At 58.9% G+C, this 23,802-nt stretch carries 21 protein-coding genes; 6 read left to right on the plus strand and 15 right to left on the minus strand.

Features of this window, described 5'->3' with window-relative positions:
- Window positions 1-118: 118 nt before the first annotated feature.
- Window positions 119-475: a YibL family ribosome-associated protein gene (locus tag QUE41_RS07125; protein ID WP_286342183.1), complete on the minus strand. Its 357-nt coding sequence runs from the start codon at window positions 473-475 to the stop codon at window positions 119-121.
- Between the two features lie 114 nt (window positions 476-589).
- Between QUE41_RS07125 and QUE41_RS07130 the strand changes: the two genes are divergently transcribed.
- Entirely contained in the window at window positions 590-931 is a 342-nt protein-coding gene (locus QUE41_RS07130) for a YkvA family protein (RefSeq protein WP_286342184.1), read from the plus strand.
- A gap of 30 nt (window positions 932-961) precedes the next feature.
- Here the strand turns inward: QUE41_RS07130 and QUE41_RS07135 are convergent, their stop codons facing one another.
- The 5 genes from QUE41_RS07135 to QUE41_RS07155 form a co-directional block, all read right to left on the minus strand.
- Complete coding sequence (locus QUE41_RS07135) at window positions 962-1,975, minus strand: manganese-dependent inorganic pyrophosphatase (RefSeq protein ID WP_286342185.1); 1,014 nt, start codon at window positions 1,973-1,975, stop codon at window positions 962-964.
- Between the two features lie 47 nt (window positions 1,976-2,022).
- Complete coding sequence (locus QUE41_RS07140) at window positions 2,023-3,846, minus strand: hypothetical protein (protein ID WP_286342186.1); 1,824 nt, start codon at window positions 3,844-3,846, stop codon at window positions 2,023-2,025.
- A gap of 498 nt (window positions 3,847-4,344) precedes the next feature.
- Window positions 4,345-5,001 carry a response regulator gene (locus tag QUE41_RS07145; RefSeq protein ID WP_286342187.1) on the minus strand — a complete coding sequence of 219 codons (657 nt, stop codon included), beginning with the start codon at window positions 4,999-5,001 and terminating at the stop codon, window positions 4,345-4,347.
- A gap of 110 nt (window positions 5,002-5,111) precedes the next feature.
- On the minus strand, window positions 5,112-6,170 hold the full coding sequence (locus QUE41_RS07150; RefSeq protein WP_286342188.1) for a 3-deoxy-7-phosphoheptulonate synthase: 1,059 nt from the start codon (window positions 6,168-6,170) through the stop codon (window positions 5,112-5,114).
- Window positions 6,171-6,339: 169 nt separating this feature from the next.
- On the minus strand, window positions 6,340-7,263 hold the full coding sequence (locus QUE41_RS07155; RefSeq protein WP_286342189.1) for an SPFH domain-containing protein: 924 nt from the start codon (window positions 7,261-7,263) through the stop codon (window positions 6,340-6,342).
- Window positions 7,264-7,551: 288 nt separating this feature from the next.
- Here QUE41_RS07155 and QUE41_RS07160 point away from each other — a divergent pair, with 288 nt between their 5' ends.
- The gene (locus QUE41_RS07160) at window positions 7,552-7,998 is read left to right on the plus strand and encodes a superoxide dismutase, Ni (protein WP_286342190.1); all 447 of its coding nucleotides are present in this window, start codon (window positions 7,552-7,554) and stop codon (window positions 7,996-7,998) included.
- A 54-nt stretch (window positions 7,999-8,052) separates the two neighbouring features.
- Here the strand turns inward: QUE41_RS07160 and ppsR are convergent, their stop codons facing one another.
- Window positions 8,053-8,865 carry a posphoenolpyruvate synthetase regulatory kinase/phosphorylase PpsR gene (ppsR, locus tag QUE41_RS07165; protein WP_286342191.1) on the minus strand — a complete coding sequence of 271 codons (813 nt, stop codon included), beginning with the start codon at window positions 8,863-8,865 and terminating at the stop codon, window positions 8,053-8,055.
- Window positions 8,866-8,994: 129 nt separating this feature from the next.
- Between ppsR and ppsA the strand changes: the two genes are divergently transcribed.
- From ppsA to QUE41_RS07185, 4 genes are all read left to right on the plus strand, one after another.
- Window positions 8,995-11,373 carry a phosphoenolpyruvate synthase gene (ppsA, locus tag QUE41_RS07170; RefSeq protein WP_286342192.1) on the plus strand — a complete coding sequence of 793 codons (2,379 nt, stop codon included), beginning with the start codon at window positions 8,995-8,997 and terminating at the stop codon, window positions 11,371-11,373.
- A 96-nt stretch (window positions 11,374-11,469) separates the two neighbouring features.
- Window positions 11,470-14,469, plus strand: coding sequence for a D-2-hydroxyglutarate dehydrogenase YdiJ (ydiJ, locus tag QUE41_RS07175; RefSeq protein ID WP_286342193.1), 3,000 nt, complete (start codon window positions 11,470-11,472; stop codon window positions 14,467-14,469).
- 431 nt (window positions 14,470-14,900) lie between these two features.
- Window positions 14,901-15,866 carry a DNA-binding transcriptional regulator DsdC gene (dsdC, locus tag QUE41_RS07180; RefSeq protein WP_286342194.1) on the plus strand — a complete coding sequence of 322 codons (966 nt, stop codon included), beginning with the start codon at window positions 14,901-14,903 and terminating at the stop codon, window positions 15,864-15,866.
- 172 nt (window positions 15,867-16,038) lie between these two features.
- On the plus strand, window positions 16,039-16,854 hold the full coding sequence (locus QUE41_RS07185) for a MaoC family dehydratase (RefSeq protein WP_286342195.1): 816 nt from the start codon (window positions 16,039-16,041) through the stop codon (window positions 16,852-16,854).
- A gap of 57 nt (window positions 16,855-16,911) precedes the next feature.
- Here the strand turns inward: QUE41_RS07185 and QUE41_RS07190 are convergent, their stop codons facing one another.
- The 8 genes from QUE41_RS07190 to QUE41_RS07225 all read right to left on the minus strand — a co-directional run bounded on the left by QUE41_RS07190 (window position 16,912) and on the right by QUE41_RS07225 (window position 23,751).
- Window positions 16,912-17,412, minus strand: coding sequence for a YbjN domain-containing protein (locus QUE41_RS07190; RefSeq protein WP_286342196.1), 501 nt, complete (start codon window positions 17,410-17,412; stop codon window positions 16,912-16,914).
- Window positions 17,413-17,497: 85 nt separating this feature from the next.
- Window positions 17,498-18,265 (minus strand): LytR/AlgR family response regulator transcription factor, encoded by a 768-nt coding sequence (locus tag QUE41_RS07195; RefSeq protein WP_286342197.1) that lies wholly within the window; start codon window positions 18,263-18,265, stop codon window positions 17,498-17,500.
- Window positions 18,262-19,305, minus strand: coding sequence for a sensor histidine kinase (locus QUE41_RS07200; protein ID WP_286342198.1), 1,044 nt, complete (start codon window positions 19,303-19,305; stop codon window positions 18,262-18,264). The genes QUE41_RS07195 and QUE41_RS07200 overlap by 4 nt, the downstream gene beginning before the upstream one ends.
- A complete protein-coding gene (locus QUE41_RS07205; RefSeq protein WP_286342199.1) occupies window positions 19,305-20,483 on the minus strand; it encodes a hypothetical protein in 1,179 nt (392 codons plus the stop codon). Before QUE41_RS07205 ends, QUE41_RS07200 begins: the two co-directional genes overlap by 1 nt.
- A complete protein-coding gene (locus QUE41_RS07210) occupies window positions 20,480-21,199 on the minus strand; it encodes an outer membrane lipoprotein-sorting protein (RefSeq protein WP_286342200.1) in 720 nt (239 codons plus the stop codon). The genes QUE41_RS07205 and QUE41_RS07210 overlap by 4 nt, the downstream gene beginning before the upstream one ends.
- Window positions 21,192-22,445 (minus strand): ABC transporter permease, encoded by a 1,254-nt coding sequence (locus QUE41_RS07215; protein ID WP_286342201.1) that lies wholly within the window; start codon window positions 22,443-22,445, stop codon window positions 21,192-21,194. The genes QUE41_RS07210 and QUE41_RS07215 overlap by 8 nt, the downstream gene beginning before the upstream one ends.
- Window positions 22,433-23,116, minus strand: coding sequence for an ABC transporter ATP-binding protein (locus tag QUE41_RS07220; RefSeq protein WP_286342202.1), 684 nt, complete (start codon window positions 23,114-23,116; stop codon window positions 22,433-22,435). The genes QUE41_RS07215 and QUE41_RS07220 overlap by 13 nt, the downstream gene beginning before the upstream one ends.
- Entirely contained in the window at window positions 23,116-23,751 is a 636-nt protein-coding gene (locus QUE41_RS07225; protein ID WP_286342203.1) for an RNA-binding protein, read from the minus strand. Before QUE41_RS07225 ends, QUE41_RS07220 begins: the two co-directional genes overlap by 1 nt.
- Between the last annotated feature and the right edge of the window lie 51 nt (window positions 23,752-23,802).

Here is a 23,802-nt window from a genome sequence, read left to right on the forward strand (position 1 = left end):
TTTTTGCTTTTGTGATCTGGATTATTTGGTGGGATGTTCTGAATGGGGTCAAGTTCTCAGAATGGACCTCTTCGGGGCGACAGTCAGAGGCGGCCCGCTGTTCGGGCCGCCTTGGGTGTCAGAACTTCTTGGGGGCGAAGCCGGTGACCTCTTTGATCCCCATCTCCCGCCCTAGGGCGGTCATGGGGTGGACCACCACCAGTCCTCGGACCGATTTTTTCAGCTTGCCCATGTCCGCCTGCTCCTCCTTGGTCAAGGGGCGCTTGAACGCCAGGGAGGACACCTTGTTGCCCTGCTTGCCCAACTGGCGGGTCTGGGTTTTCTTCACGCTCTCGATACGTTTCTTCAGGGCCTGGCTCTCCTCGGAGAACTTGTCGATCATTGCCATGTCGCCTCTCTGGTGGGCGGCATCGAGCTTACGGCGGATGGCGTCCAGGCGGTTGTTCAGCTGCTGGAGCTCTTGTTTCAGGTTCATTGTGTATCCTCTGAGCGTTTAATGCCGTCGCGGCAGCCACTGCTGCTATTGCCCGGCGCAGTGGGGTAGTATATCAGGCTATACAGTGTCGGGTGGGATAAAGAGGAGAGGCCCATGGACGATTACTCACAGCACTTCAGTGTGGACTCCTTCTGGAAGAAGCTGCGTCGCTACGCCATCACCATAGGTCGGGAAGCGGTGGAGAAAGCCTTGGTGCTCTATTTCTGCCTGATGGACCCGGCAACCCCGACTCAGGCCAAGACGGTGATTCTCGGCGCCCTGGGTTACCTGATTCTGCCCCTGGATGTGATTCCGGATCTGACCCCAGGCGTGGGATTTTCCGACGATATCGGCGCGCTGTCGGTGGCCCTGGCCACGGTGGCCGCCCACCTGACCGATGAGCACTGGGACAGAGCCGCCGCTCAGGTGCAGGAGTGGTTTGGTGAAAAGGCCTGAGAAGAGGGCGACATAAGCCGCCCACCATGGTTACAGTGCCCGTTTGATGGCGGGCATCATCTGCCGTTTACGGGACAGGGTATCGCTGAGCACGGTGATTCCCTCTGAGTTGGCTGCTTTGCCATAGGCTTTCTCGGCCAACTTGGCGTCTGTGTTATCGCTGGTCAAAACGTAGGCGGTTTTCTGCTGCATATCGACAATGGCGAAGAAGATGTGCTCACGCTTCTGGGTCTGTTTGGCCTTGGTCAGCGCTTGTTTCAGTTCGTTGGTGCGCTGCAGAAGCTGGCCACTGTCCAGTACCTCGGCGACGCCAAACCCAACCGCTTTACCATTGATGCTGTAGTTCTTGTAATCCCCCACCACAATCTCATACGCGGACTTGTCCGACAGGTCGGATTTTGCCTGGAACATCGCCTGGGCAAAGTCGTCTGGGTGGAGTTCGGCGATGGACGCAAGCTGGGCCACCAGTCGGCGGTCATGATCTGTGGTGGTGACTGAACTGAGGTTGAGGGTGTCAGACAGGACACCGGCCAGCAGCAGTCCGGCGGTGGTTTTCGACAGGGTCAGGCCATGAGTCAGGGCGTCATCGGCGATAATAGAAGCGGCGGAACCCCAGGGCTTGATGTTGACTGCCACCGGCCGTGAGAAGGTGATGGGGTTGTCGCGCAGGGCATGGTGGTCAATGATCGCTTCGATATTGTCCAGCTGAACTCCCTGCATCAATTGGGTGGTCTGGTTGAAGTCCACCAGAGCGACTTTGGCTGAACTCAGATCCTGCGCCAGCGGCGGAGTGGCCATGAACAGGCTGTCCAGAACGTAACGGGTTTCCTTGTTCAGATCGCCGGTGACCCTCGCCTGGCCGCCATAGATCTCGGCGGCGGCGATGGCGGAAACCACGGTGTCGGTGTCCGGAGTGATATGACCCATCCACAGGGTATCGGCGGACAGGGGTTGGCGGCCGTCGCGGATGTCCAGATCGGCGGCGGTGACTGACAAGGCGGTGGCCAGGCTAAGGGCCAATGCGGTTTTCAGTAAGGTGTTCATAGTCGTTCCTTGAGAGAGTGGGGCCGCCATCAGGCAGCCCCGGACATTTACTCGGCGGTGCCGGGCCAGAAGTAGAGGTGGTTGCTGCGTCCTTTCAGATCCATGTTGGCGTCAATAAGGGGCTTGAGATAGTCCACTGCGGACTCGCCCAGAAGCTCATAACCTGGCAGCGGCGTGCCACTGTCCAGGGTTCGGGTGATGTCGGATCGCATCTTGGGGTTATCCAGCTTGCTGCCGACGGCGACGGCCACCAGGTGACCCTCCTGGGCGCCCAGAACCCAGGCTTTCTGAACCTTGACGCCCTTGCGGCCACCGAGCACCACCGCCTGAAGGGGTTGGCCATCGGCTAAGGACTGGTAGACCTCACCTTGCACACCTGAGTGGCCTGAAACCAGTTGTGTCTGACCACCCGTTTTGACATTGATGGAGCCGTCCAGATTGCGGGCCTTGATGCCGTCCAGTGCCGCGATGGTGATCTCCGGAGACAGGTCGGGCTGTTTGGGTGCACTTTGAGCCTGGAAACGCCCACTGACGGAGAACGCGACCTCGGTCTTGGACAGGGATTGGTCTTTGGCCAGCAACCCATTCTGATTCAGCTTGGCGTAGAGCCAGTCATTGAGCTTGTCCAGGTCGGCGCGCTGTTTGGTTTTGCCTTCAAAGCCAATTTCCAACAGCAGTGGCTCGCCGTATTGTCCCTGTTTGCCGTATTGGCCCGGATGCCGAACCTGTTTCCAGATCTGAATCTCGATCTCTTGGCCTTTGAACGGACCCTGGTTGATCCAGCCTTTGTACTTGGATTGGCGCATGATGTCGGTCTTGAGCACCTTGTCAGCCCCATGGCGCATCAACGGGGTCAGCTGTTTATAGGCCTTGCGATCGGCATACATCAGGTAGTCGAAGATCTCGGTGGTGGAGGCGTTGTAGAAGTCAAACTGAAACATGTTGAATTTTACATCGGTGGCCAAGCCATACTTGTCACCATCTAAGGAGACGTCGATCTCCCCTTCACCATCGACCATGGGCTTCAGCCGGGCCAGGTCGGCAGCGCGTACCTTATGGGTAAACTTGGATTTTTTCGGCTTGCTGACGTCCAGTCGTACCCGGAAGATCTCATTGCGACTCTTCAGGTAGCGGTCGGCGGTATCCAGATAGAAGCCCTCTTTGAATTTCACCTTGGCGCGCCAGTCGATGTAGGGCGTCGCTTTAAGGAACGCCTCGCCCAGCGACTTGGACTCACCGTCCCAGAAATACTTCTCATCGATCATGTAGTGCCACTCTATATCCTCCATCTGTCCTAAGGAGATGGGTTTGGCCGGGCCATAGTCTTTAAGGTATTCATATTCCAGGGATTGTATCTGCGGGGCGATGTCGATGAGGTAGTTTCCCGCATTGTGAAGGGCTTCGTCAGTCCGCCCTGGCCGGCGCTTGTTGTAGCGTCCGGATTTGTTGTTGATCAGCCACTGGCCATTTTCGTATTCCAGTACGCCGCCGATGCGGGCCTTGGCGCCTCCGACCAGGGCGGTGTGGCCATACTTCTCCTTGTAGCCCCATTTTTTGATCTTGCCGTCTTCGATTCTCATCATCCCTTGCTTGTACTTCACGCCCCAGGGGGAGGTGACTTCGGGGGCGATCACCAGGTTGCCCTGTTCGTCGATGACCCAGACGTAGCCTTGGTCTTTGTCCAGATAGATGGGGTGTGCCTTGTTGCCTACCTGCAGATAAGGGTTAAGAGCGATCTGATGGTGGTTGTCGACCTCGTAAGCCTTGATGTAGGCGGGCGGCATGACCGGACCATAGAGGCTGTCCAGATCGGCGGCCAGGGCGCCGAATGCCAGGGGCAAAATGCCCAGGGCGACCAGGTGATGTTTCATAATTTGAGTCCTAGTGTGTCGTTGTCCATAAGTGCGCTATCGTCAATCGTCCTGATCTTCACTGGAGGGCAAAATGTTTGATCAAATCAAACCTAAAAGGATTCACTCATCAAGATGACTGACATAGATGTCCTGAAAATGCCTGTTTAGGCCTGCTTTCATTGGGGTTATATTAATCAATTGGGGCTTGGTCATTATGATTACGATCAAGTTAGTTTTGATCTAATCTGTCACTTGTTTTGTTTGTGATCTCTTAGGTGAACTGGGTTTTGGGGATGGGAAGGGCGGTCGAAGGTAAGAGGCGAGCCTGAGGCGGCTTTGGGAAAAGGGCCTTGAAGGTGGTCACTACCAGTGGGAGGGATTGCGGCCAAGGTCTGATGACTTGGGCAGGGAACCCGCCCAAGTAACGACGGTTGGGCAGCCGCCCAACCGGCATGGTAGTTCAATATGGAGCCATTTGATGATGGGAGTTTGTCCCCTGGAGCGAAGTCCGTCGATTCAGACCGGCTTGTTGTCCATATCCAGCCCTTGAAGGGCGATCACCGCCTGGGTACGGTTTCGTACTCCCAGCTTCTTGAAGATGGCGGTGGCGTGGGCCTTGATGGTGGCTTCAGAGACGTCCAGCTCGTAGGCGATCTGCTTATTGAGCAATCCCTCGGCAAACATCTGCAAAACCTTGTACTGCTGCGGGGTCAGTTCCGCCAGTCGGGCGCCGATGTCATCCTCGCCATGTTCCTCGTCAGCCAGTCCTTCCATGCCCGGAGGCAGGTAGAGTTCGCCATCGAGCACCAGTTGCAGGGCTTCTGCCAGCTGTTGTGGTTGGGCGGACTTGGGGATAAAGCCCTGAGCGCCGTAGTGAATCGCCTTACCCACGGTCTGACCATCCTCGTGGGCGGAGATCACCATCACCGGAATGGCAGGGTAGTGACTCCTCAGGTGAATCAGGGTGGAGTAGCCATGGGAACCGGGCATCTGCAGATCCAGCAGCACCAGGTCGATATCCGCTTCGGCACGCAATCGCTGTTCCAGGGTGTCAGCGCTGTCCGCTTCCAACCAGCGCGTATCCGCCATAAACAGGCTGAGAGACTGCTTCAGCGCCTGACGAAACAGAGGATGGTCGTCGGCGATGAGGATAGAGCGAGCGTGCTGGTCCATGGCTTCATGAGTCCTTTTTCTAATAATGCCATTACTTTATGCAAATTTAGTCCAAAAACAAAGGGGCGCCGCGCGGCGCCCCTGGAGATCGGATCAGCAATGAGATCTCATCAGCGTTGTCTGCGGGCCCGGCTGGCTTCGGCCAGGTCGCGAAGCAGTACTTCGCTCTCTTCCCAACCCAGGCAGGCGTCGGTGATGCTCTTGCCGTAGATCAGGCTCTGACCGGGAATTACCTTCTGATTGCCCTCATTGAGGAAGCTCTCGGCCATCACACCGGCAATGGTATGGCCGTGGGCCTGCTGCATCTGCTCCATGATGTCCTTGGCCACCTCCAACTGACGGCGGTGCTCCTTACGGCTGTTGCCGTGGGAGAAGTCCACCACCAAGCGGGGACTGATGCCGGACTCGGTCAGTCGCTCACCGGCGTCAATCACATGCTGAGCCTGGTAGTTGGGGCACTTGCCGCCGCGCAGGATGATGTGGCCGAAGGGGTTGCCATGGGTGCGGTACACCGCCATCTGCCCCTCTTTGTCCGGGGAGTAGAAGATGTGGGGTACCCGGGAGGCGCGCACCGCATCGATGGCGATCTGCAGGTTACCGTCGGTGCCATTCTTAAAGCCCACAGGGCAGGAGAGGGCGGAGGCCATCTCGCGGTGGATCTGGCTTTCCGTGGTACGGGCCCCAATGGCGCCCCAGGTGATCAGGTCGGCGATGTACTGACCATTGACCATGTCCAGGAACTCGGTGGCGATGGGCAGGCGCAGCTCGGTAATGTCGGTCAGCAGTTTACGGGCCTTACGCAGCCCCTTGTTGGCGCTGAAGCTGCCATCCAGGTCCGGATCGGAGATCAGGCCTTTCCAGCCCACTATGGTGCGCGGCTTCTCGAAGTAGACCCGCATTACGATCATCAGGTCCTCGGCCAGCTCCTTCTGCAGTCCGGCCAGGCGCTCGGCATACTCCAGGGCGGCGTCCGCATCATGGATGGAACAGGGGCCAATGATCACCAGCAATCGGGGATCTTCGCCACTTAAAATCGCCTCTACCTGGCGTCGGGCGCTCAGGAGCCCCTCTGCTGCGCCATCGGAGAGAGGGTATTCGCGGGCCAGCTCAGCCGGGGAGATCACCTTACACAGCAGGGTGGTCCGCAGTTCATCGGTTTTAAAAGTCATGTGTGCCTACAACAGAGCGGGACGGGGCCCGCCGTTTGCAACAAATTAGACGGATTATACCCAATCTTTGGCGTTAGGTAAGGAAACAATCCAAATCACGCCAGTGGCTTGAGAGCGTTTGTACCAAAAACAGACAAAAAAAGAGGAGGGTAACCCCTCCTCATTCTGGTTAGCGCATGGCGGACTTCTGGTCCAGATTCCACAGGACGTTCTGCTCGCTGCCCATCATGGTGCTGGGCAGTTTCCCGTCCCAGTTCTGGGCGCGGACGTACTCCACCAGCAGAGGACTCTGAGCAATGGCGCCAGCCTTTTCGCGCATCGCTTCCGCTTCCGCCAGGCCTTTCACCTTGATCGCTTCCGCTTCCGCCTGGGCTTCGGTGAGGATGGCATAGGCGTTACCGTCGGCCCTGGCCTTCTCCGCGTCTCGCTTGGCTTCTGCGGTGTTGACCTCCCGTTGGGCCTCCAGTTTCTGGCGTTCCAGACGGTGCTTTTCGGCTGCCGCCAGGTTTTTCTCCGTCTGCTTGGTCTCGATGCTCTGCAGATACTTCTGCGGCAGCACCAGGTTCTCTATCTGCACACTGTCCAGTTTCACCGGGAACTCACTCATGGTGCTGATGACGTTCTCCTCGATTTTGGCGATCACCTTGCCCCGGTTCTGAACGATCTCCTCCGCCTTATAGCGGGCGATGGCGTCTTTGGCCGCCGATCTCAACCTGGGATCCAGAATGCGGTTTTCAAACTGGTCCAGGCCACCGTAGTTGCGGTACAGGTCGAACGCTTCGCTGCGGATCACCGTCCAGTTGATGGAGACGTCCACATCCACCGGCATCTGCTCGTGGGTGGCGGCCTTCAGGGTTTCCACGTTCTTGCGGGTGCGAATCTCCAGCTTCTGCACCGAGTCTGCCAGGGGAATCTTGACGTGCAGGCCGGGGTTAACTTGTTGCTGTGCCTGACCAAAGCGTTTGACGATGCCCACATGGCCTTCATCTACTGTGTAGAAAGTGGATGTGATCACCACACCCAACAGAAACAGACCGATGGCGATAGGTGCAGCCTTGGTGGCCAGTTGGGTCTTCGCCGAGTTGTTCATCATGATTATCTCCTTTTTGTATTATGTGATAATTATTTCGAATCCATGGCTTCAATATATCAAATTCTTATAAAATAAAAAATCGAACAGATGGCTATAAATTATCGGAAAAACCGAGTTGGCGTGGCAATCGGCACTTCTGACTCTTTATTGGCGCATTTTTTCGGCAGAGTGCGCATTGTCGAGCCATACTCCTTGGGGAAATTGAACCTGGAACTGGAAAAAGGCACCGCCTTTGAATGGTTTGCTGGCGGGGGCCCCGGAGCCAGGGCAGAAATCAAGGAGAGGGAAATGATGAAAAGAGTATTGATGCTGCTTACCCTGTGTCTGGGCATGCTGTCGCCCCTGGCCTGGTCACACTGTCAGGTGCCCTGTGGCATTTACGATGATCATGCCAGGGTCAAGCAGATGCTGGAGGACGCCGCCACGGTGGCCAAGGCCAGCGCCATGATGGCGGAGCTGGCTGGCAAAGGGGATGCTCAGTCACAGAACCAGATGGTACGCTGGGTCATGAACAAGGAGCAGCACGCTCAGAAGGTGATCTCTACCATCAGTGATTACTTCCTGACCCAGAGGGTGAAGTCCAGCCAGAAGGATTACCAGCAGCGACTGGTGAAGCACCATGAGGTGATAGTGGCGGCGATGAAGGCCAAGCAGAACGCTGATCCCAAGTTCGCCGATGCCCTGTCCAAGGCGATTGAGGCGCTGGCCCCTTACTACCCGGAGCACAAGCACTGACGTTGCTACAGACCAAAAAAGAGGGCGCCCATTGGCGCCCTTTCTTGTTCGGGTTTAGAACATGCTCCGTTCCAGCCCGGTTTCCGACAGGATCTTGGTGGCGATCTCCTCCACCGAGTTGTTGGTGGTGTTCAGGAAGGGAATCTTCTCCTTCTTGAACAGCAGTTCCACCTCTTTCACTTCCATCCGACACTGGCGGGCGGAGGCGTACTTGGAGTCGGCCAGACGGCTCTGACGGATTTCGGTGAGGCGCTGAGGGTTGATGGTGAGACCAAACAGCTTCTTCTTATACTTCTTCAGCTCAGGCGGCAGCTTGAGATTTTCCATATCTTCGGCAATGAAGGGGTAGTTGGCTACCTTGATGCCGAACTGCATGGAGAGGTAGAGGCTGGAGGGGGTCTTGCCGCAGCGGGAGACGCCAATCAGGATCACGTCCGCCTCTTCCAGGTTTTTCAGGGTCACCCCGTCGTCGTTGTCCATGGCGTAGTGGATGGCGTCGATACGGGCGTTGTAGGACTCGTTGGCCATGGAGTGGGTTCTGTGGGCCTTGGGGTCTGCCTTGATCCCTAACTGCTGTTCCAGGGGGGCCACAAAGGTGTTCAGGAAGTCGTAATCCAGTCCTTCCGACGAGTAGATGATGGCTCGGATCTCCGGGTTCACAATGGAGTGAAAGATCAGAGGACGCTCTCCCGTCGTAATAAAACAGTCATTGATCTGGTTTCGAACTTCCTCAGCTTTCGCCAGAGTTTCCACAAATGGGATGGTCTTTTGTTCGAAATCTACTGGAAACTGGGACAAAACCGCGTGCCCAAACACTTCTGCAGTAATGGCTGTTCCGTCGGAGATGTAGAATACTTTGCGGGTCATCCGGGCCTCATGTAGTAATAAAATTACAAGAAAAATTAGACTTTTATGGCTATTTAGGCCCAGTGTATGATGCCAGCGACCCCGTAGGAAGGGGTGTCATAATAAATCTGAGGTTGTGAGGACAGAACAGTGACCCAATATGTACTCTGGTACCAAGAACTTGGCATGAACGACGTCAACCGAGTTGGCGGTAAGAATGCGTCTCTCGGTGAGATGATCAGCAACCTGGCTAACGCCGGCGTTCAGGTACCCGGTGGTTTCGCTACCACTGCGGAGGCCTATGATGAGTTCCTTGAGCAAAGTGGACTGAACGAGCGTATTCACACCGTTCTGGACACCCTGGATGTTGATGACGTGAACGCCCTGGCCAAGGCCGGTGGCGAGATCCGCCAGTGGATCATCGATACCCCCTTCCAGCCCGCCCTCGAAGAGGCGATCCAGGAAGCCTACAACGAGCTCAACCAGGGTGGTGCAGAAGACGCATCCTTCGCGGTTCGCTCCTCCGCCACCGCCGAAGACATGCCCGATGCGTCCTTCGCCGGTCAGCAGGAAACCTTCCTGAACGTTCGCGGCATCGATGCCGTGATGGTGGCCATCAAGCACGTATTCGCGTCTCTGTTTAATGACCGTGCCATCTCCTACCGTGTTCACCAGGGCTACGACCACCGCGGTGTGGCTCTGTCCGCTGGTATCCAGCGCATGGTGCGTTCCGACAAGGCCTCTTCCGGTGTGATGTTCTCCATCGACACCGAATCCGGCCACGAAGACGTGGTCTTTGTGACCTCCGCCTATGGTCTGGGTGAGATGGTGGTACAGGGTGCAGTAAACCCTGACGAATTCTATGTACACAAGCCAACTCTGACTCAGGGCCACAAGGCGGTATTGCGCCGTAACCTGGGTTCCAAGCTGGTTCAGATGGTGTACTCCGGTGACGAAGCCCACGGCAAACAGGTTGAGATCATCGACGTAGACGTCGAGCAGCAGAAGCAGTTCTCCGTCACCGACGAAGAGGTGCTGGAACTGGCCAAGCAGGCGATGATCATCGAGAAGCACTACGGTCGTCCCATGGACATCGAGTGGGCCAAAGATGGCATCGACGGCAAGCTGTACATCGTACAGGCCCGTCCAGAGACCGTGCGCTCCAACGAAGACGCCCAGGTGATGGAGCGCTTCAACCTGGAAGGCACCAGCGACGTGGTGACCGAAGGTCGCGCCATCGGTCACAAGATTGGTGCCGGTGTGGCCAAGGTTCTGGACTCCATCGAAGATATGGACAAGATCCAGCCCGGCGACGTTCTGGTTACTGACATGACCGACCCTGACTGGGAGCCGATCATGAAGCGCGCCAGCGCCATCGTGACCAACCGTGGTGGCCGTACCTGTCACGCCGCCATTATCGCCCGTGAGCTGGGTATCCCTGCGGTAGTGGGCTGTGGCGACGCCACCGCCAAGATCACCAATGGTAAGGAAGTGACCGTTTCCTGTGCCGAAGGTGACACCGGCTACATCTACGACGGCAAGCTTGGCTTCTCCGTGACCACCTCCCGGGTGGACGACCTGCCTGAGCTGCCCATGAAGATCATGATGAACGTGGGTAACCCTGACCGCGCGTTCGACTTCGGTCGTCTGCCCAATGAAGGCATCGGCCTGGCTCGTCTGGAGTTCATCATCAACCGCATGATCGGTGTGCACCCCAAGGCGCTGCTGAACTACGACGATCAGGAAGCCGATGTGAAGGCGGAGATCGACGAGCTGATGGCCGGTTACGCCAACCCGGTTGAGTTCTACATTGCCCGTCTGGCCGAAGGTGTGGCGTGCATCGCCGCCTCCGTGTACCCCAAGCGCGTGATTGTTCGTCTGTCTGACTTTAAGTCCAACGAATACGCCAACCTGGTCGGTGGTGACCGTTACGAGCCTGAGGAAGAGAACCCAATGCTGGGCTTCCGCGGTGCGTCTCGTTACATCGATGACTCCTTCCGTGACTGCTTCGCCCTGGAGTGTGAAGCCATCAAGCGTGTTCGCGGCGAGATGGGCCTGACCAACGTTGAGATTATGATTCCATTCGTTCGTACTCTGGGCGAAGCGGAAGGCGTAATTGCCGAGCTGGCCAAGAACGGCCTGAAGCGTGGTCAAGACGGTCTGCAGGTACAGATGATGTGCGAGCTGCCCTCCAACGCCCTGCTGGCGGATCAGTTCCTGGATCACTTCGATGGCTTCTCCATCGGCTCCAACGACATGACTCAGCTGGCTCTGGGTCTGGACCGTGACTCCGGCATCATCAGCCACCTGTTCGACGAGCGCAACGACGCGGTTAAGGCGCTGCTCTCCATGGCGATTCAGGCGGCCAAGGCTCGCGGTAAGTATGTGGGCATCTGTGGTCAGGGTCCTTCCGACCATGAAGATTTCGCGGCGTGGCTGGCGGAAGAGGGGATCGATTCTGTCTCCCTGAACCCAGACACCGTGGTCGAGACCTGGCTGTACCTGGGCAAGTCTCTGACCCAGAAATAAGTCTGGTCAATACTAGAATAATGAGGGGGGCGCTGCTAAAGCGCCCCCTTTTTTTATATGATTCGAGCAAGTATTCATCTGGGGACTTGCGGTCGAATGATCCCATCATTGCCTACAGCGCAGACACTGGACGCGCGCTATCAGAATTTTACGGAACAATTGGCCCAACAGGGGTTTAGTGGCGAGATCGATCTCAGCTACAGCGCCCGGTTGGCGATGGCGGTGGACAACAGCGTCTATCAGTTTATGCCTCAGGCGGTGGTCTACCCCAAGGATGCCCACGACCTGCAGCTGATGCTGCGCCTGGCGGCTTCCCCGGCGTTTAAGGGGATCCACTTCGCCCCCAGGGGCGGGGGGACCGGCACCAATGGTCAGGCCCTGAACTTTGGCCTGGTGGTGGACACCAGCCGTCACTTCCAAGGGGTGTCAGACATCGATGCCCAGGCACGCAGTGTCCAGGTGGAGTGTGGCGTGGTCAAAGATGCCCTGAACGACGCACTGCGTCCCCACGACCTGTTCTTTGCCCCGGATCTCTCTACCTCCAACCGCGCCACCATCGGCGGCATGATCAGCACCGACGCTTCCGGCGCCGGCTCTCTGGTCTATGGCAAGACTTCGGATCATGTTCTGGGCGTCACCTGCATATTGGATGACGGCACCCTGCTGACTACGGGCCCCTGGGACGCCGAGGCCCGCCAGGCGCTCACCGGTCGGGCCAAGGAGCTGGCGGACGCCGTATTGACCCTGTGCCGCGACAAGCAGGCGCAGATCAAGCAGACCTTCCCGGAACTGAACCGTTTCCTGACCGGCTACGACCTGCGTCACGCCTATGACGCCGACAACGATACCCTGGATCTGACCCGGCTGATCTGTGGCAGTGAGGGCACCCTGGCCTTTGTGGTCAGCGCCAAGCTGGATCTCACCCGGATTCCGACCCACCGTGCCCTGGTCAACATCAGCTACGACAGCTTCGATTCTGCCCTGCGCCACGCCCCCATCATGGTAGCGGCGGAGGCCACCGCGGTGGAGACCATCGACTCCACCGTTTTGGGTCTGGCCAAGGATGACATTATCTGGCATCAGGTCTCCGAGCTGGTGCCCAGCGCCTTCGATGACGCCATGGCGGGCATCAACATGGTGGAGTTTGCCGGAAGCCAGGAGGAGGTCGAGACCAAGCTGGCCAACCTGGAGCGGCTGCTGGCCGAGGGGGCCAAGGGGGTGCTGGGCCACAGAGTCTGTCTGGACAAGGGGGAGATCGCCCGGGTCTACCAGATGCGTAAGAAGGCGGTGGGCCTGCTGGGCAATGCCAAGGGCGCCCGCAAACCCATCGCCTTTGCCGAGGACACCGCGGTGCCGCCGGCGCAGCTGGCGGACTTCATCGCCGAGTTCCGCACCCTGCTCGATGGCCACAAACTGAGATACGGCATGTTTGGCCATGTGGACGCCGGGGTGCTGCACGTGCGTCCCGCCCTGGACATGTGCGACCCGGCAGATGAGGCCCTATTGCGCACCGTCTCTGACGAGGTGGAGGCGCTGACTCGCAAGTACGGCGGTCTGATGTGGGGCGAGCATGGCCGAGGGGTACGCTCCGAGTATGGCCCGGCGGTGTTCGGCGAGCTGTTCGATGACCTGCGCCGCATCAAGGGCTGGTTCGACCCGCACAACTGCATGAACCCGGGCAAGATCTGCACCCCCTTCGAATCTCAGGAGGATGTGTACAGCATCGATGAAATCAAGCGGGGCAGCTTCGACCGTCAGTTGCCACAGGCGGCCCGCAGCCAGTTCGACAAGGCGATCAGCTGCAACGGCAACGGTCTGTGCTTTGACTACAACGCCAACAACCCCATGTGCCCCTCCTACAAGGTTACCGGCAACCGGGTGTGGTCACCCAAGGGCAGGGCAACCCTGATGCGCGAGTGGCTGAGGCTGCTGGAGCAGGAGGGGGTGAACACCGCCGATCTGGATGCGGTGCCCATGGCCTCCCTGCGTCAGCGCATCAAGGCCAGTCTGGGCCAGCACAGGCGCCAGGATTTCTCCCATGAGCTCTATGAGGCGATGCAGACCTGTTTGGCCTGTAAGGCGTGCAGCGGTGGCTGCCCGGTCAAGGTGGATGTGCCCGACTTCCGAGCCCGATTCCTGCACCTGTATCACAAGCGCTATCTGAGACCGGCCAAGGACTACCTGGTGGCTGGCATCGAGTCGGCCCTGGGGTGGATGGCCAAGGTGCCTCGCCTGGTGAACCTGATGACCCAGAATCCGCTGTCCGGCTGGGCGGCGGGCAAGCTGTTCGGCTATGTGGATACCCCGGCACTGTCGGTGCCCACCCTGGCACAACGTCTGCCGGCAGAGCTGCGCCTGGATGAGTCGGAGCTGGCCAGGCTGAGCGATGAGGAGCTGGCCAATACCCTGGTGATCGTGCAGGACCCCTTCACCAGCTACTACGATGCGGTGGTGGTGGAGCGTGGCGCCCAGTTGCTGCAGGCCCTGGGTTACCGGGTGCGGGTAATGGATTATCAGCCCAACGGCAAGCCACAGCACATCAAGGGCTTTATGGATAAGTTCACCGAGACCGCTACCCGCAGCGCCCGGGCGCTGAACCGGGTGGCCAGCTTCGGAGTGACCCTGATTGGGGTGGACCCGGCGTTGGTGCTCACCTACCGGGACGAATACAACCTGGTGCTGGGGGATGCCCGGGGTGACTTCCAGGTGCTGTTGTTCAACGAGTTCCTGGTGACTCAGCTTGAGCGCTGGCCACAAAAGCCCAAGGGGGAGGCTGCCTACAAGCTGATGACCCACTGTACCGAGAACAGTCTCCGCCCTCAGGCGGTGGCCGAATGGCAGAAACTGTTCAACCACTTTGGTGGCGAGCTGATTCATCAGGCTGGTGGCTGTTGCGGCATGGCCGGTACCTTCGGCCATGAGAAGGGCAATTTGGCCATCTCCAAAGATCTGTATGACCTCTCCTGGAAGCCGGCCATCGAAGCGGCCAGCGAGGAGGTACTGGTCTCTGGTTACTCCTGCCGCTCCCAGGTGAAGCGCTATGAGAAGCAGCGTCCCCGTCACCCTCTGGAGGCCTTGCTCGACTTAGTCGGCTAAGGTGGCACGGAACAATAAAGGGGCGCTTCGGCGCCTTTTTTGATCTCTGCGTGCTCTGCACTGTCTGCAAAGGTGATCTCGATCACGTCGAAAAAACAGTCAGTCGAACCTGGATCACGATTTTGCTTGAATATGAATAATCTGAAGGGGAGTGAAGGGGTGGGGCACAGCAGAGGGGATAACGTCGTATCACCACTCTGCCGGCGACCTTGTCACCTTGTATATGACGCGGTCGACGCGATCAGAGCAGTAGGTAAGGGAGCACTGTCTGACCGGGCCCGGCAGCGGAACAAAGGGCTAACTCGATGGGTTCACTCACTGGTTTTGTGAACCCTGTCCCGCTGTCGACCCTTGCATAGTACTTAGCCTTGCGCCTCTCTGACAGCGAATTATCATTATCCTCGAATTAATCCAATTAATCCGAGGTGGCTATGTTAAACGGCGCGATACTCTCTTCGCTGCACTGTTTTGAGTGCGCGGCCCGACATCTGAGTTTCACCAAGGCGGCGGAGGAGCTCTACCTCACTCAATCCGCCGTGAGCCACCGCATCAAGAAACTGGAGGAGCAGCTGGGGTTCAAGCTGTTCCTGCGGTTTAATCGCCGGCTGCAATTGACCGACCAGGGGGCCGGATTGCTGGCAGAGCTGGACCAATCCCTCGGCAGCCTGGAGATCGCCATCCGCGACCTCAAGCAGCAGGACTTCTCCTCTACCCTGAGTATCGCCGTGCCTCACAGCTTTGCCCGCTGCTGGTTGGCCGAGCGCCTGGGTGATCTGCACTCCAAGTTTCCCCGCCTGACCCTTCAGGTTCGGGCCCAGTCCAGGGCCACTGATTTCCAGCACGAATCTGTGGATTTGGCGGTCTATTACTCCGACCACCTCACCTCTGGCCTCTATGGCACCGACCTGATGGAGGAGAGCCTGGTGCCGGTATGCAGCCGGGAGTACGCCGACATCAATGAGCTGTGGAACAGCCCAGAGCGCCTGGGGCAGTGTCTGCTGCTCCATGATGAGACCGCCTGGCAGAGCTCGGGTTTCTACACCGAGTGGCAGTACTGGGCGCGCCTGGCCGAGATCGAGGGCCTGTCTGTGGACCGGGGCTTCGTGTTCAACCGGGCGGACCTGGCCTATCGGGCGGCGATGTCCGGTCAGGGGGTGGCCATGGGACGCTGGAGCATGGTGGCGCCCCAAGTAGAGGCGGGCAACCTGGTGGTTCCCATCGAGTCCTTCGTGCCTGCCGGACAGCGCTACTACCTGGTGTGTCACCCGGACCGCAAGGATACGCCTGCGGTGAAGGCGATGTTTGACTGGCTGCAGGAACAGGCGACCCAGCGCATCTCCCTGGGAGAAGCCAGCATGGCCAAGTACACAGATCTGGCGAGTCAGCGCGCTTTCTAGGATTGCCTTTGTTTATAAGAAACGCCGCCAAACTCAATGAGTTCGGCGGCATTTTTGTGCCTGGTCTATACTGGTAACCCCGACTGGTCTGTCCATCTGTGCCGGGAAAGTCGGTATCCTGTTCGGTTTAGAGTAAATATGCCACTTAAGAGAACCTTCTGAAGGAATGACAGTGCTTCAATACCACGCCAACCAGATCCCCACGACGATCCCACTGATTGCCCGAGCCATCCTCAAGCGTACGCCTCCGGCGCAGCTTCCTGAGAAGGCCATTGAGATTCAGGATTTTCGTTTTGATGCCGGCAAGCTGGAGAAGTACAACACCTTCTGTGGCTTTCCCAAGGGCAGCCTGCCCCTGAGCTACATGTTTGTTGCCTCCCAGCCTGTGCAACTGATGCTGCTGACTCAGCCGGATGTCCCGGTCAAGCCTTTGGGCATGATTCACCTGGGCGTGAGCTTTGAGCAGCACCAGCCCATGAGCCTGGACAACAGCTACCAGTTCACCCTGAAGGTGGGCGACCAGCAGGAGACCATCAAGGGGCTGGAGTTTGAACTCCTCGGCGAGTTTCGCCACGAAGGTGAGCTGACCGCCAGCTACGTCAGCCGCTGCCTGCTCAAACTGGAAGGCCCTCGCAAGCGTGGCCGTCCTGCCCGTGAGCCCCGTGTGGCCTACGACTGGAAGCCAGTCACCAGCCTGATGATGCAGGAGAGCGATGCCCGCCGTTACGCGGCCATCTCCGGTGACTACAACCCCATCCACCTGCACCGTCTGACCGCCAAGCCCTTCGGCTTCGAAGCGCCCATCGCCCATGGCATGTATATGGTTGCCAAGATGCTCGCCAGTGTGGCCGAGCCGGTGACCTGCGCCAGTTTCCAGTTCCAGCGTCCGGTGCTGATGCCTTGCGAGGGCACCATCGAGCGTGACGGCGAAGGCCTGCGCCTGGTGAACGAGGCGGGCAAGGCCCTGGTCTCCGCCAAGGTTGCCTGATAACCAGACCGCGATACAAAAAAGGCTCCTTTCGGAGCCTTTTTTAGTGTCTGTCGCTTAGTGCAGCAGGTGCTGGTGCCCCATCTCTATCTCCGGGGCAGCGTGGTTCTCTTCGTCGTTGTCGTCCGGCAGGGCATAACCCTGCTCATGGATCCATTTTAGCAGCTGCACCTTGACGTCACTGTGGAACCCGACGAAATCGGCAAACTGTTCCTCGGTGAGTCCGGCAGCGGTACGAACATGGCTGCTGATCACCAGCTTGGGCAGGGTGTCATCCATCAGCTCGACGAAAATCTTCAGTTCATTATGCCTGTTGTTCAGCTCACCCAGCTCACTGTAGAGCTTGAACAGGGTGGCGGGGCGCAGCTCCATGGAGGTGCTGAACTGCAGCAGACCCTGCTCCTCAATCAACTCCAGCTTGCTGTCGAACACGCCGGGGCGCTCCTGCATCTTGGTCAGGTGGAAGCCATCGCAGGCGCCGCACAGGTAAAATTCCACCTGCATCGCTTCGAGCCAGCGATGGATGTCGGCGTGTCCTGGTTGAGAGATTTGAGGCATAGAATCGGGAACGCTTTAGTGTAACTTAGGGAGCAAGAGTAACATTCAGACACAGGGAAACCAAGGTAACGGCGCTCAGAGTGTGTTACATCTCTTTAAATAGAGACTGGGCGCTGCGACTCACCGCCAGGCGCAGGTCTCCCGCCTCGACCCAGAGGCGTCCCGCCAGATCCCGAGTTACCCGCTTGATGGCGTCCACCCGCACTATGTTGGCGCGGTGAATCTGCCAAAACTGGTCTGAATCCAGTTGATTCATTAACTCCTTAAGAGAGAGACGCAACAGGTATTGCTCATCGCCCTTGCCCCGTTGGCGGTGCAGAGTGACGTACTTGTCTTCGGCGCGAAAGGCGACGATCTCCTCGACCGGGATCAGGTGCAGATCCTCGCCCTTGGAGGCTTTCAGCCATTTCAGGGGGGCGGGTGCCGGTGCCAGTTTCTGCATTTGGCTGATCAGGGAGTCCAGCGCGTTGGCGTCCCGGGGAATGGCCAGTCGTTGCTGCAATCTCTGGCAGGCATTGGCCAGACGGGTCTGTTCCACCGGTTTAAGCAGGTAGTCCACCGCCGCCTGCTCGAAGGCGGCCACGGCATACTGATCGTAGGCTGTGGTGAACACAATCAGAGGGGGCTGGGCCAGGGCGGAGAGGTGGCGAGCCAGAGCCAGGCCATCCAACCCTGGCATGCGAATATCCAGAAACACCACTTGAGGTTGGTGGCGGCTGATGGCGTCCAGGGCTTCCACGCCATCCGCGCATTGGGCCTGCAGTTTCAGTTCGGGCCAGCAGCGTGCCAACAGGGTGGCCAGGTGTTGTCTGAGCAGGGGCTCGTCATCGGCAATAATGGCGGTGATGGTCATGCGGGCTCCTGGCTCAGAGAGGACAGAGGGGCAAGAGGCAGTGACAGGCTGGCCAGGGTTCCCCCTTCCGGGCGCTCGGCCACATCCAGGCTGGCTTCATTGCCAAACAGGGTCTGCAAGCGCTCACGCAGGGTGCTCAGTCCCATTCCATGGCCCCGGTTCGAGGAGTGACCTAGTCCCACGCCGTTGTCCTCGACGCAGAGGCGTAACTGATCCTGATTTTGTGTCATGGTCACCCGTATATGGCCGGGGCCGGACGCCGCCTCGATGCCATGGGTGAGGGCGTTTTCCACCAAAGGCTGCAGCAGCAAAGGGGGAATGACCTGATGGGTCAGCTCATCGGGACAGATCACTTCCCAGGAGAGTCGCCCCAAACGAATCTCCTGCAGCTCCAGATAGGCACTCAGCAGTTGGCTCTCCTCGCCGCACCGGGTCAGTGGTCCCCGGTTGGGAATCAGGCTGGCTCTGAGCAACTCGCTGAGCTTTTGCAGCATCAGTTTGGCTTTGTCGCTGTCGAGGTCGATCAACACCTGGATATTGGCCAGGGTGTTGAACAGAAAGTGCGGCTCCATCTGGCTTTGCAACTGCTGAAGTCGGCTGAGGACCAGGGCACGTTCCTGTTCACTCTGGCGGCGTTTCGCCTGCTCCATCAGGTACTCCATCTCAGCGGCCTGGCTGCGGGCGTGGAAGTAGTAGTAACAGGCGATGGTAAACAGCAGCGACAGCAACAGAATAGGGGTCATGTCGGTGGCGGTCAGGTTGGTATTGAACCGGCTGAGCCAGAACCAGGCATGGAGTGAACCCAGGGTCATGGCGGCCACCACTGACAGCAGGGTGAGCAGACGGCTGTTCATTTCAGGAAACAGCTTTAACAGGGTGCGGCTGCACACTATGCCACTGGCGCCGTATCCAAAGCTGATGAGCAGGTGGTTGCTGTAGGGGCCTGGCCATACCTGACTGGTGGCCAGGGCCACGACGGCACAGAACAGAACGGTGAACAACACCGATTTGGCTTCCTGTTTGATACTCTGGGTACTCATTAAAATCGTCCTGTCAAATTTACAAAAATCATACGCTTATCCGGCAGGTTTCGGTAGGGCGAGTCGGCACTGCCGAGCAGAGTGCGCATCGCCAGCTCCAGGTTCAGGCTGTGTTGTTCGAATGACCAGTTTAGCCGGGGGGTGGCGATCACTCCCTGGCTTTGAGGGTCCATCAACAGATCCAGCCTGAGTTCCAGTGATTCCGCGCTCAGCCTCCAGTGGAGCATCAGACTGTGTTGGGTCAGGTTGCCATTGGCGAACCCGGCGGCATAGGTTCGCTGGACAGAGGGCACCTCTTTGGCGGCGTCGGCCCGATGCAGGGCACTTTGCCATTGGGACTGGCTCCAGGCCCGTCCGTCGAACCAGTATTCCAGAATCAGCTGGTGGCCGCTGACATGACTCCAGGTCAGCCCTAGCAGGGCCTGCACCGCATCATGCTGGCTGGTCAGTGCCACCGGCGCCTGGGGTTGACCGGTCAGCTGATAGCCCGGGAAACGGGCCTGATACAGGGCACTGCCGTGTATCTCAAGGGCATCGGTGGGGACCCAGACATAACTGGCCCCTATCAGCCCCCGGCGCACGTCGTCGTAGTAGCCCAGCAGTTGCCACTCATGACCCATAAGCATCCGGTAGTGGCGCAGCCCCAGTCCCTGCTGTTCGCTGGCCTGACTCATTGCGGTCTCTGGCGCCGAACTCCAGGAGGCGTCGGTGGCGATCAGGGTCCATTCGCCATCCAGGGTAAAGTGGGAGAGCGCCGCAACGCCCACCCCCTCTTCAACCTGAACTCCCAGTGGGTGGCGCCGATAGCCGCGGAACAGATCCAGTGGCCGGTAGCCATAACCCACACCCCAGTCGATGCGTGCCTTGCCCAGGGTCAGCTCCAGGTCGGAGTCGGCCAGAGGCGCCTGCCAAACCAGTTCCTGCAGCCACAGCTGTCCGGTGCTGCCGCTTTCATCCCTCTCCCAGGTGGCCGAAGCACTGGTACGCCAGTTGCCCTGCTGGTGGCTGAGGCCAATGAGGGCGTCCTGTCGGTCCGCGGAGCGGTAGTCCGGAAACAGAACGCTGTGGCTGCTCTGTCCCTGGCCATGGCTCAGCTGCCAGTGCCATTGGGTATCGGCCATGACAGAGCCAATGGGCAGCAGTGCCCAAAAGGCCAACCACCCCAACCAGGGCTTCATAGGCTGTCCACCCGGTTGCGGCTCAGGTAAGCGGGATTGAAGTACTTGTCGGGCAGAGAGGTTGGGGTGATGTCGAGATACTCCACCAGGGTGCGCTTGCCCGGTTGGATACTATCGGTCAGCTCCATGGCAATGACCATGATGTGGCCGCCGCGCTCACCGGCGATGAATCGGGCAACCTTGGCCAGTTTGCCGGAATGGAGGTAGAGCTTTGCCCGCAGGGGGAATCCGGAGTCTTTTTCGAGCCAGAGCTGAATCTTCTGGTAGCTGGCACCAGGGGCTTTGGCGGTCAGCTCCAGTTGCATCTCACGCTGGTCCTGACTGACCAGCAGAGGGTGATAACTGTCGCTCCAGGTTAGGGTGGAGATGTCGCCCACCGAGGCTTCCCCCAGCAGTTTTTGCAGTGGCGTGATGCGGATGGGGCGCCGGCTTCTGGGCATCATCAGCCAGTAGTCTTTGCCCAACATCAGCATCTTCTGCCCCTGCTCCTGGGGAGACTTGAACAGCACCAGAGAGTGCAGTTCGGGGCGGGTGTAGACGTGATAGAGCCGCTGTTTGCTCATCACACCCTGCTCATACAGAGTCACCCTGGACACCACTTTGGCTGCGGCGCTTTGCAAGCGGTACTGGTCCGCCTGTTCGAGCAGGATGGTGAGAGATTGGGCGGACACCAGTGCTGGCAGCAGAGTCAGCAGCAACAACAGAGTTCTAGACATGTGCCAGGGCCTCGATAATGGGTTGTTTTACTCCACGCCTGGCTGCCATCAAGGCAGCCACCAGGCAGATACTGAGCACCATCAGGGTCACCATCAGTGCCAGGGGCGGGGAGAAGTCGATGTGCAGTGGGTAGCCCTGGGTGCGCCCCGGTGGGGGCGGCATCTGTATGGGCACCAACATCAGAATCAGGCTGGTCAGGGCGGTGGCCGTCACACCCAGAGTGGCCCCGAGACAGGCCATCAGGGCAGACTCTTTCAGAAAGCCGCAGATGATCTCTGAGGGTCTGGCGCCCATGGCCGACAGGGTGCCGATCTCCCGGGTGCGCTCTGCCACCGACATGGTCAGGGTGTTGAACAGGGCTACAAACACCACCAGTGCCATCACCATCCCCAATAGGCCGAAAATGCCGTCGTAAAGGTTGCGGACCTTATGGTAGAAGAAGGCCCGTTCCTGCCAGGGCGTTTGCACCAGAGGCTGGTCCAAATCCCGCACTAACGCTTCGACCCGGGTGCCAACCTTGACCAGTGAGATCATCTCGTCCAGATAGAGTGACAGGGTACTGATCCTGGAAGAAACCAGCAGGGACTGGGCGTCGCTGACCCCCAGATAGAGCTGGCGTTTGTCCAGTTCCGGTACCCCTGTGGTGAAGACTCCCCCGACCTTGAAGTCCAGGGCATTGAGCGCCCCGTCGCTGGTGGTGGCCAGCAGGGTGATCCAGTCTCCGACGGTGACCGCCAGATTGTCGGCCAGGGACTGGCCCAGTAATACTGCCGGCTCTTCCGGGTTGTAGCGGGGAGAGTCGCTGGGCAACAGGGGGTGGCCCTGGTTCATAGTCAGGAAGGGGCCTTTGACGGCAAATTCACGGTGACTGACGCCGATGCCCATAAAGATGGTGCTCTTGTTGCCGTTGGAGACAAGCCCGGTGAAATGCACCCTGGGCAGTACTGCCCGCACTTCGGGGATCTCAGCAAGGTGGTGCATCAGTGCCGGCTCGGGCTCGAATCCCAGGGCAAGGGGCATGGCCTCCTCCTGTTCGAAATACCTAGGGTGGCTCAGGGTCAGATGACCGGTGTCCCGGGCTGCCGCTTCTTGGAGAGAGCGGTAGGTAAAGAGGCCAAATCCTGCCGAGGCGGTCAGGGCGTACACCGCAATGGCCACGATCACCATGGAGAGCAGGGTGCGTCGCCGGTTGCGGCTCAGGTTCAGCAGTGCCAACCTGAGCCAGTGGGGAATCAACTTGCCCATGACATCCCCTCCTGCTCAATCATGCCATCGCACAGATTGATGATTCGGTGGCACTGGTTGGCCATCCTAGGATCGTGGGTGGCAATGATGAAGGTAACCCCCAGCTCGCGGCCCAGTCGTTTCATCAGGGCGATCACCTGTTCGGCGGTCTGGCTGTCCAGGCTGGCGGTGGGCTCGTCGGCGATCACCAGTCTGGGCTGATGCACCAGGGCCCGGGCGATGGCCACCCGCTGCTGTTGGCCACCGGAGAGGTGATCCGGCCGCTGCTGAGCCTGATTTTCCAGCCCCACTTGGGCCAGCATCGCCAGCGCCTGCCGCTTTTGCTGGCTGACGGGCAATCCGTTCAGTTGCAGTGGATAGGCAACGTTTTCCAGGGCGGTCATCACCGGCACCAGGTTGAAGCGCTGAAACACGAAACCCAACTGGCGTCGACGCACTTCGGTTGCCTGCCGGGCGTCTGTCGGAGCCGGGGCGTCGTCCAGAGCCAGGGTACCCTGATAGTCCAGGTCCAGCAGCCCGAGGATGTTGAGCAGGGTACTTTTGCCCGAGCCTGAGGGGCCGCACAGGGCCACCATCTCACCCTGGTCCACCTTGCCATTGACCCCCTTGAGGGCGTGGACCCGTCCCAGCCCCAGGGGGTGGAACTTTTCGATGGCATCGAAGCGGATCATCAGCCGTCCTCCAGCAGGGCGCGGGCCTGGTCGGTGATGGGGTGCTGGGGCGCCCGGCCTTCCAGAGTTTTGAGCCACAGGCGCGCCTGATAGTCGTCATCGGCCTTGAGGGCGGCGTGAATGGCGTAGAGGTACACCCAGGCACAGGCCTCTATGGGTTGGGCCTCGAAGGCTTTGTCGGAGAGCAGGGTCAGGTAAAGGTCGTATCCGGCATCAAATTGACCGAAGAACTCCGGCAGCTGGGTGAAGGTGACCGCCGCATTGGCTTGTGCCAGCTGGCTGTCGGGCAGTCCCAGCACTCTGGGCTGCTCATCCAGTGGCACCGCCTGTTCCTTCAGCAGTGCCAGCCCCTGATGGATGAAGCTTACTCCGGTCTCCACATGGGATAGCTTGTTCCAGGGCATCCAGGCATCCCGGCCCATCAAGGTGTGGGTACCCCCCAGGTAGACAAGGGTCAGAGGCTGTTTGCCTTCGGCCTCAACCCTCTGCTCCAGCTTGATTCGCACCTGTTCCACCAGGGCGCTGTCTCCTTGAGCCGCCTGATTGTAGAGGTCAATGGTGTCCTGGCTGGGATTGGCCCAAGCAGTTGCACAGAGACTCAGGCTGATTAGGGCGGCGCGTATCCTTAGTGTCATGGTCTTTCTCCTTTATTGGACTGATGTCAGAGTAAAGGAGTGCCAGCAAGG

The sequence above is a fragment of the Ferrimonas sp. YFM genome (assembly GCF_030296015.1).
Classification (GTDB): Bacteria; Pseudomonadota; Gammaproteobacteria; order Enterobacterales; family Shewanellaceae; genus Ferrimonas.

Bases quoted from the DNA above. Each gene is read 5' to 3' on its own strand.
- dsdC (WP_286342194.1), top strand. From the start codon at position 14,901: ATGTTAAACGGCGCGATACTCTCTTCGCTGCACTGTTTTGAGTGCGCG.
- ppsR (WP_286342191.1), bottom strand. From the start codon at position 8,865: ATGACCCGCAAAGTATTCTACATCTCCGACGGAACAGCCATTACTGCA.
- QUE41_RS07195 (WP_286342197.1), bottom strand. From the start codon at position 18,265: ATGACCATCACCGCCATTATTGCCGATGACGAGCCCCTGCTCAGACAA.
- QUE41_RS07215 (WP_286342201.1), bottom strand. From the start codon at position 22,445: ATGGGCAAGTTGATTCCCCACTGGCTCAGGTTGGCACTGCTGAACCTG.
- QUE41_RS07225 (WP_286342203.1), bottom strand. From the start codon at position 23,751: ATGACACTAAGGATACGCGCCGCCCTAATCAGCCTGAGTCTCTGTGCA.
- ydiJ (WP_286342193.1), top strand. From the start codon at position 11,470: ATGATCCCATCATTGCCTACAGCGCAGACACTGGACGCGCGCTATCAG.
- QUE41_RS07140 (WP_286342186.1), bottom strand. From the start codon at position 3,846: ATGAAACATCACCTGGTCGCCCTGGGCATTTTGCCCCTGGCATTCGGC.
- QUE41_RS07220 (WP_286342202.1), bottom strand. From the start codon at position 23,116: ATGATCCGCTTCGATGCCATCGAAAAGTTCCACCCCCTGGGGCTGGGA.
- QUE41_RS07145 (WP_286342187.1), bottom strand. From the start codon at position 5,001: ATGGACCAGCACGCTCGCTCTATCCTCATCGCCGACGACCATCCTCTG.
- QUE41_RS07205 (WP_286342199.1), bottom strand. From the start codon at position 20,483: ATGAAGCCCTGGTTGGGGTGGTTGGCCTTTTGGGCACTGCTGCCCATT.
- QUE41_RS07210 (WP_286342200.1), bottom strand. From the start codon at position 21,199: ATGTCTAGAACTCTGTTGTTGCTGCTGACTCTGCTGCCAGCACTGGTG.
- QUE41_RS07150 (WP_286342188.1), bottom strand. From the start codon at position 6,170: ATGACTTTTAAAACCGATGAACTGCGGACCACCCTGCTGTGTAAGGTG.
- QUE41_RS07190 (WP_286342196.1), bottom strand. From the start codon at position 17,412: ATGCCTCAAATCTCTCAACCAGGACACGCCGACATCCATCGCTGGCTC.
- QUE41_RS07130 (WP_286342184.1), top strand. From the start codon at position 590: ATGGACGATTACTCACAGCACTTCAGTGTGGACTCCTTCTGGAAGAAG.
- QUE41_RS07200 (WP_286342198.1), bottom strand. From the start codon at position 19,305: ATGAGTACCCAGAGTATCAAACAGGAAGCCAAATCGGTGTTGTTCACC.
- QUE41_RS07155 (WP_286342189.1), bottom strand. From the start codon at position 7,263: ATGATGAACAACTCGGCGAAGACCCAACTGGCCACCAAGGCTGCACCT.
- QUE41_RS07160 (WP_286342190.1), top strand. From the start codon at position 7,552: ATGATGAAAAGAGTATTGATGCTGCTTACCCTGTGTCTGGGCATGCTG.
- QUE41_RS07125 (WP_286342183.1), bottom strand. From the start codon at position 475: ATGAACCTGAAACAAGAGCTCCAGCAGCTGAACAACCGCCTGGACGCC.
- QUE41_RS07135 (WP_286342185.1), bottom strand. From the start codon at position 1,975: ATGAACACCTTACTGAAAACCGCATTGGCCCTTAGCCTGGCCACCGCC.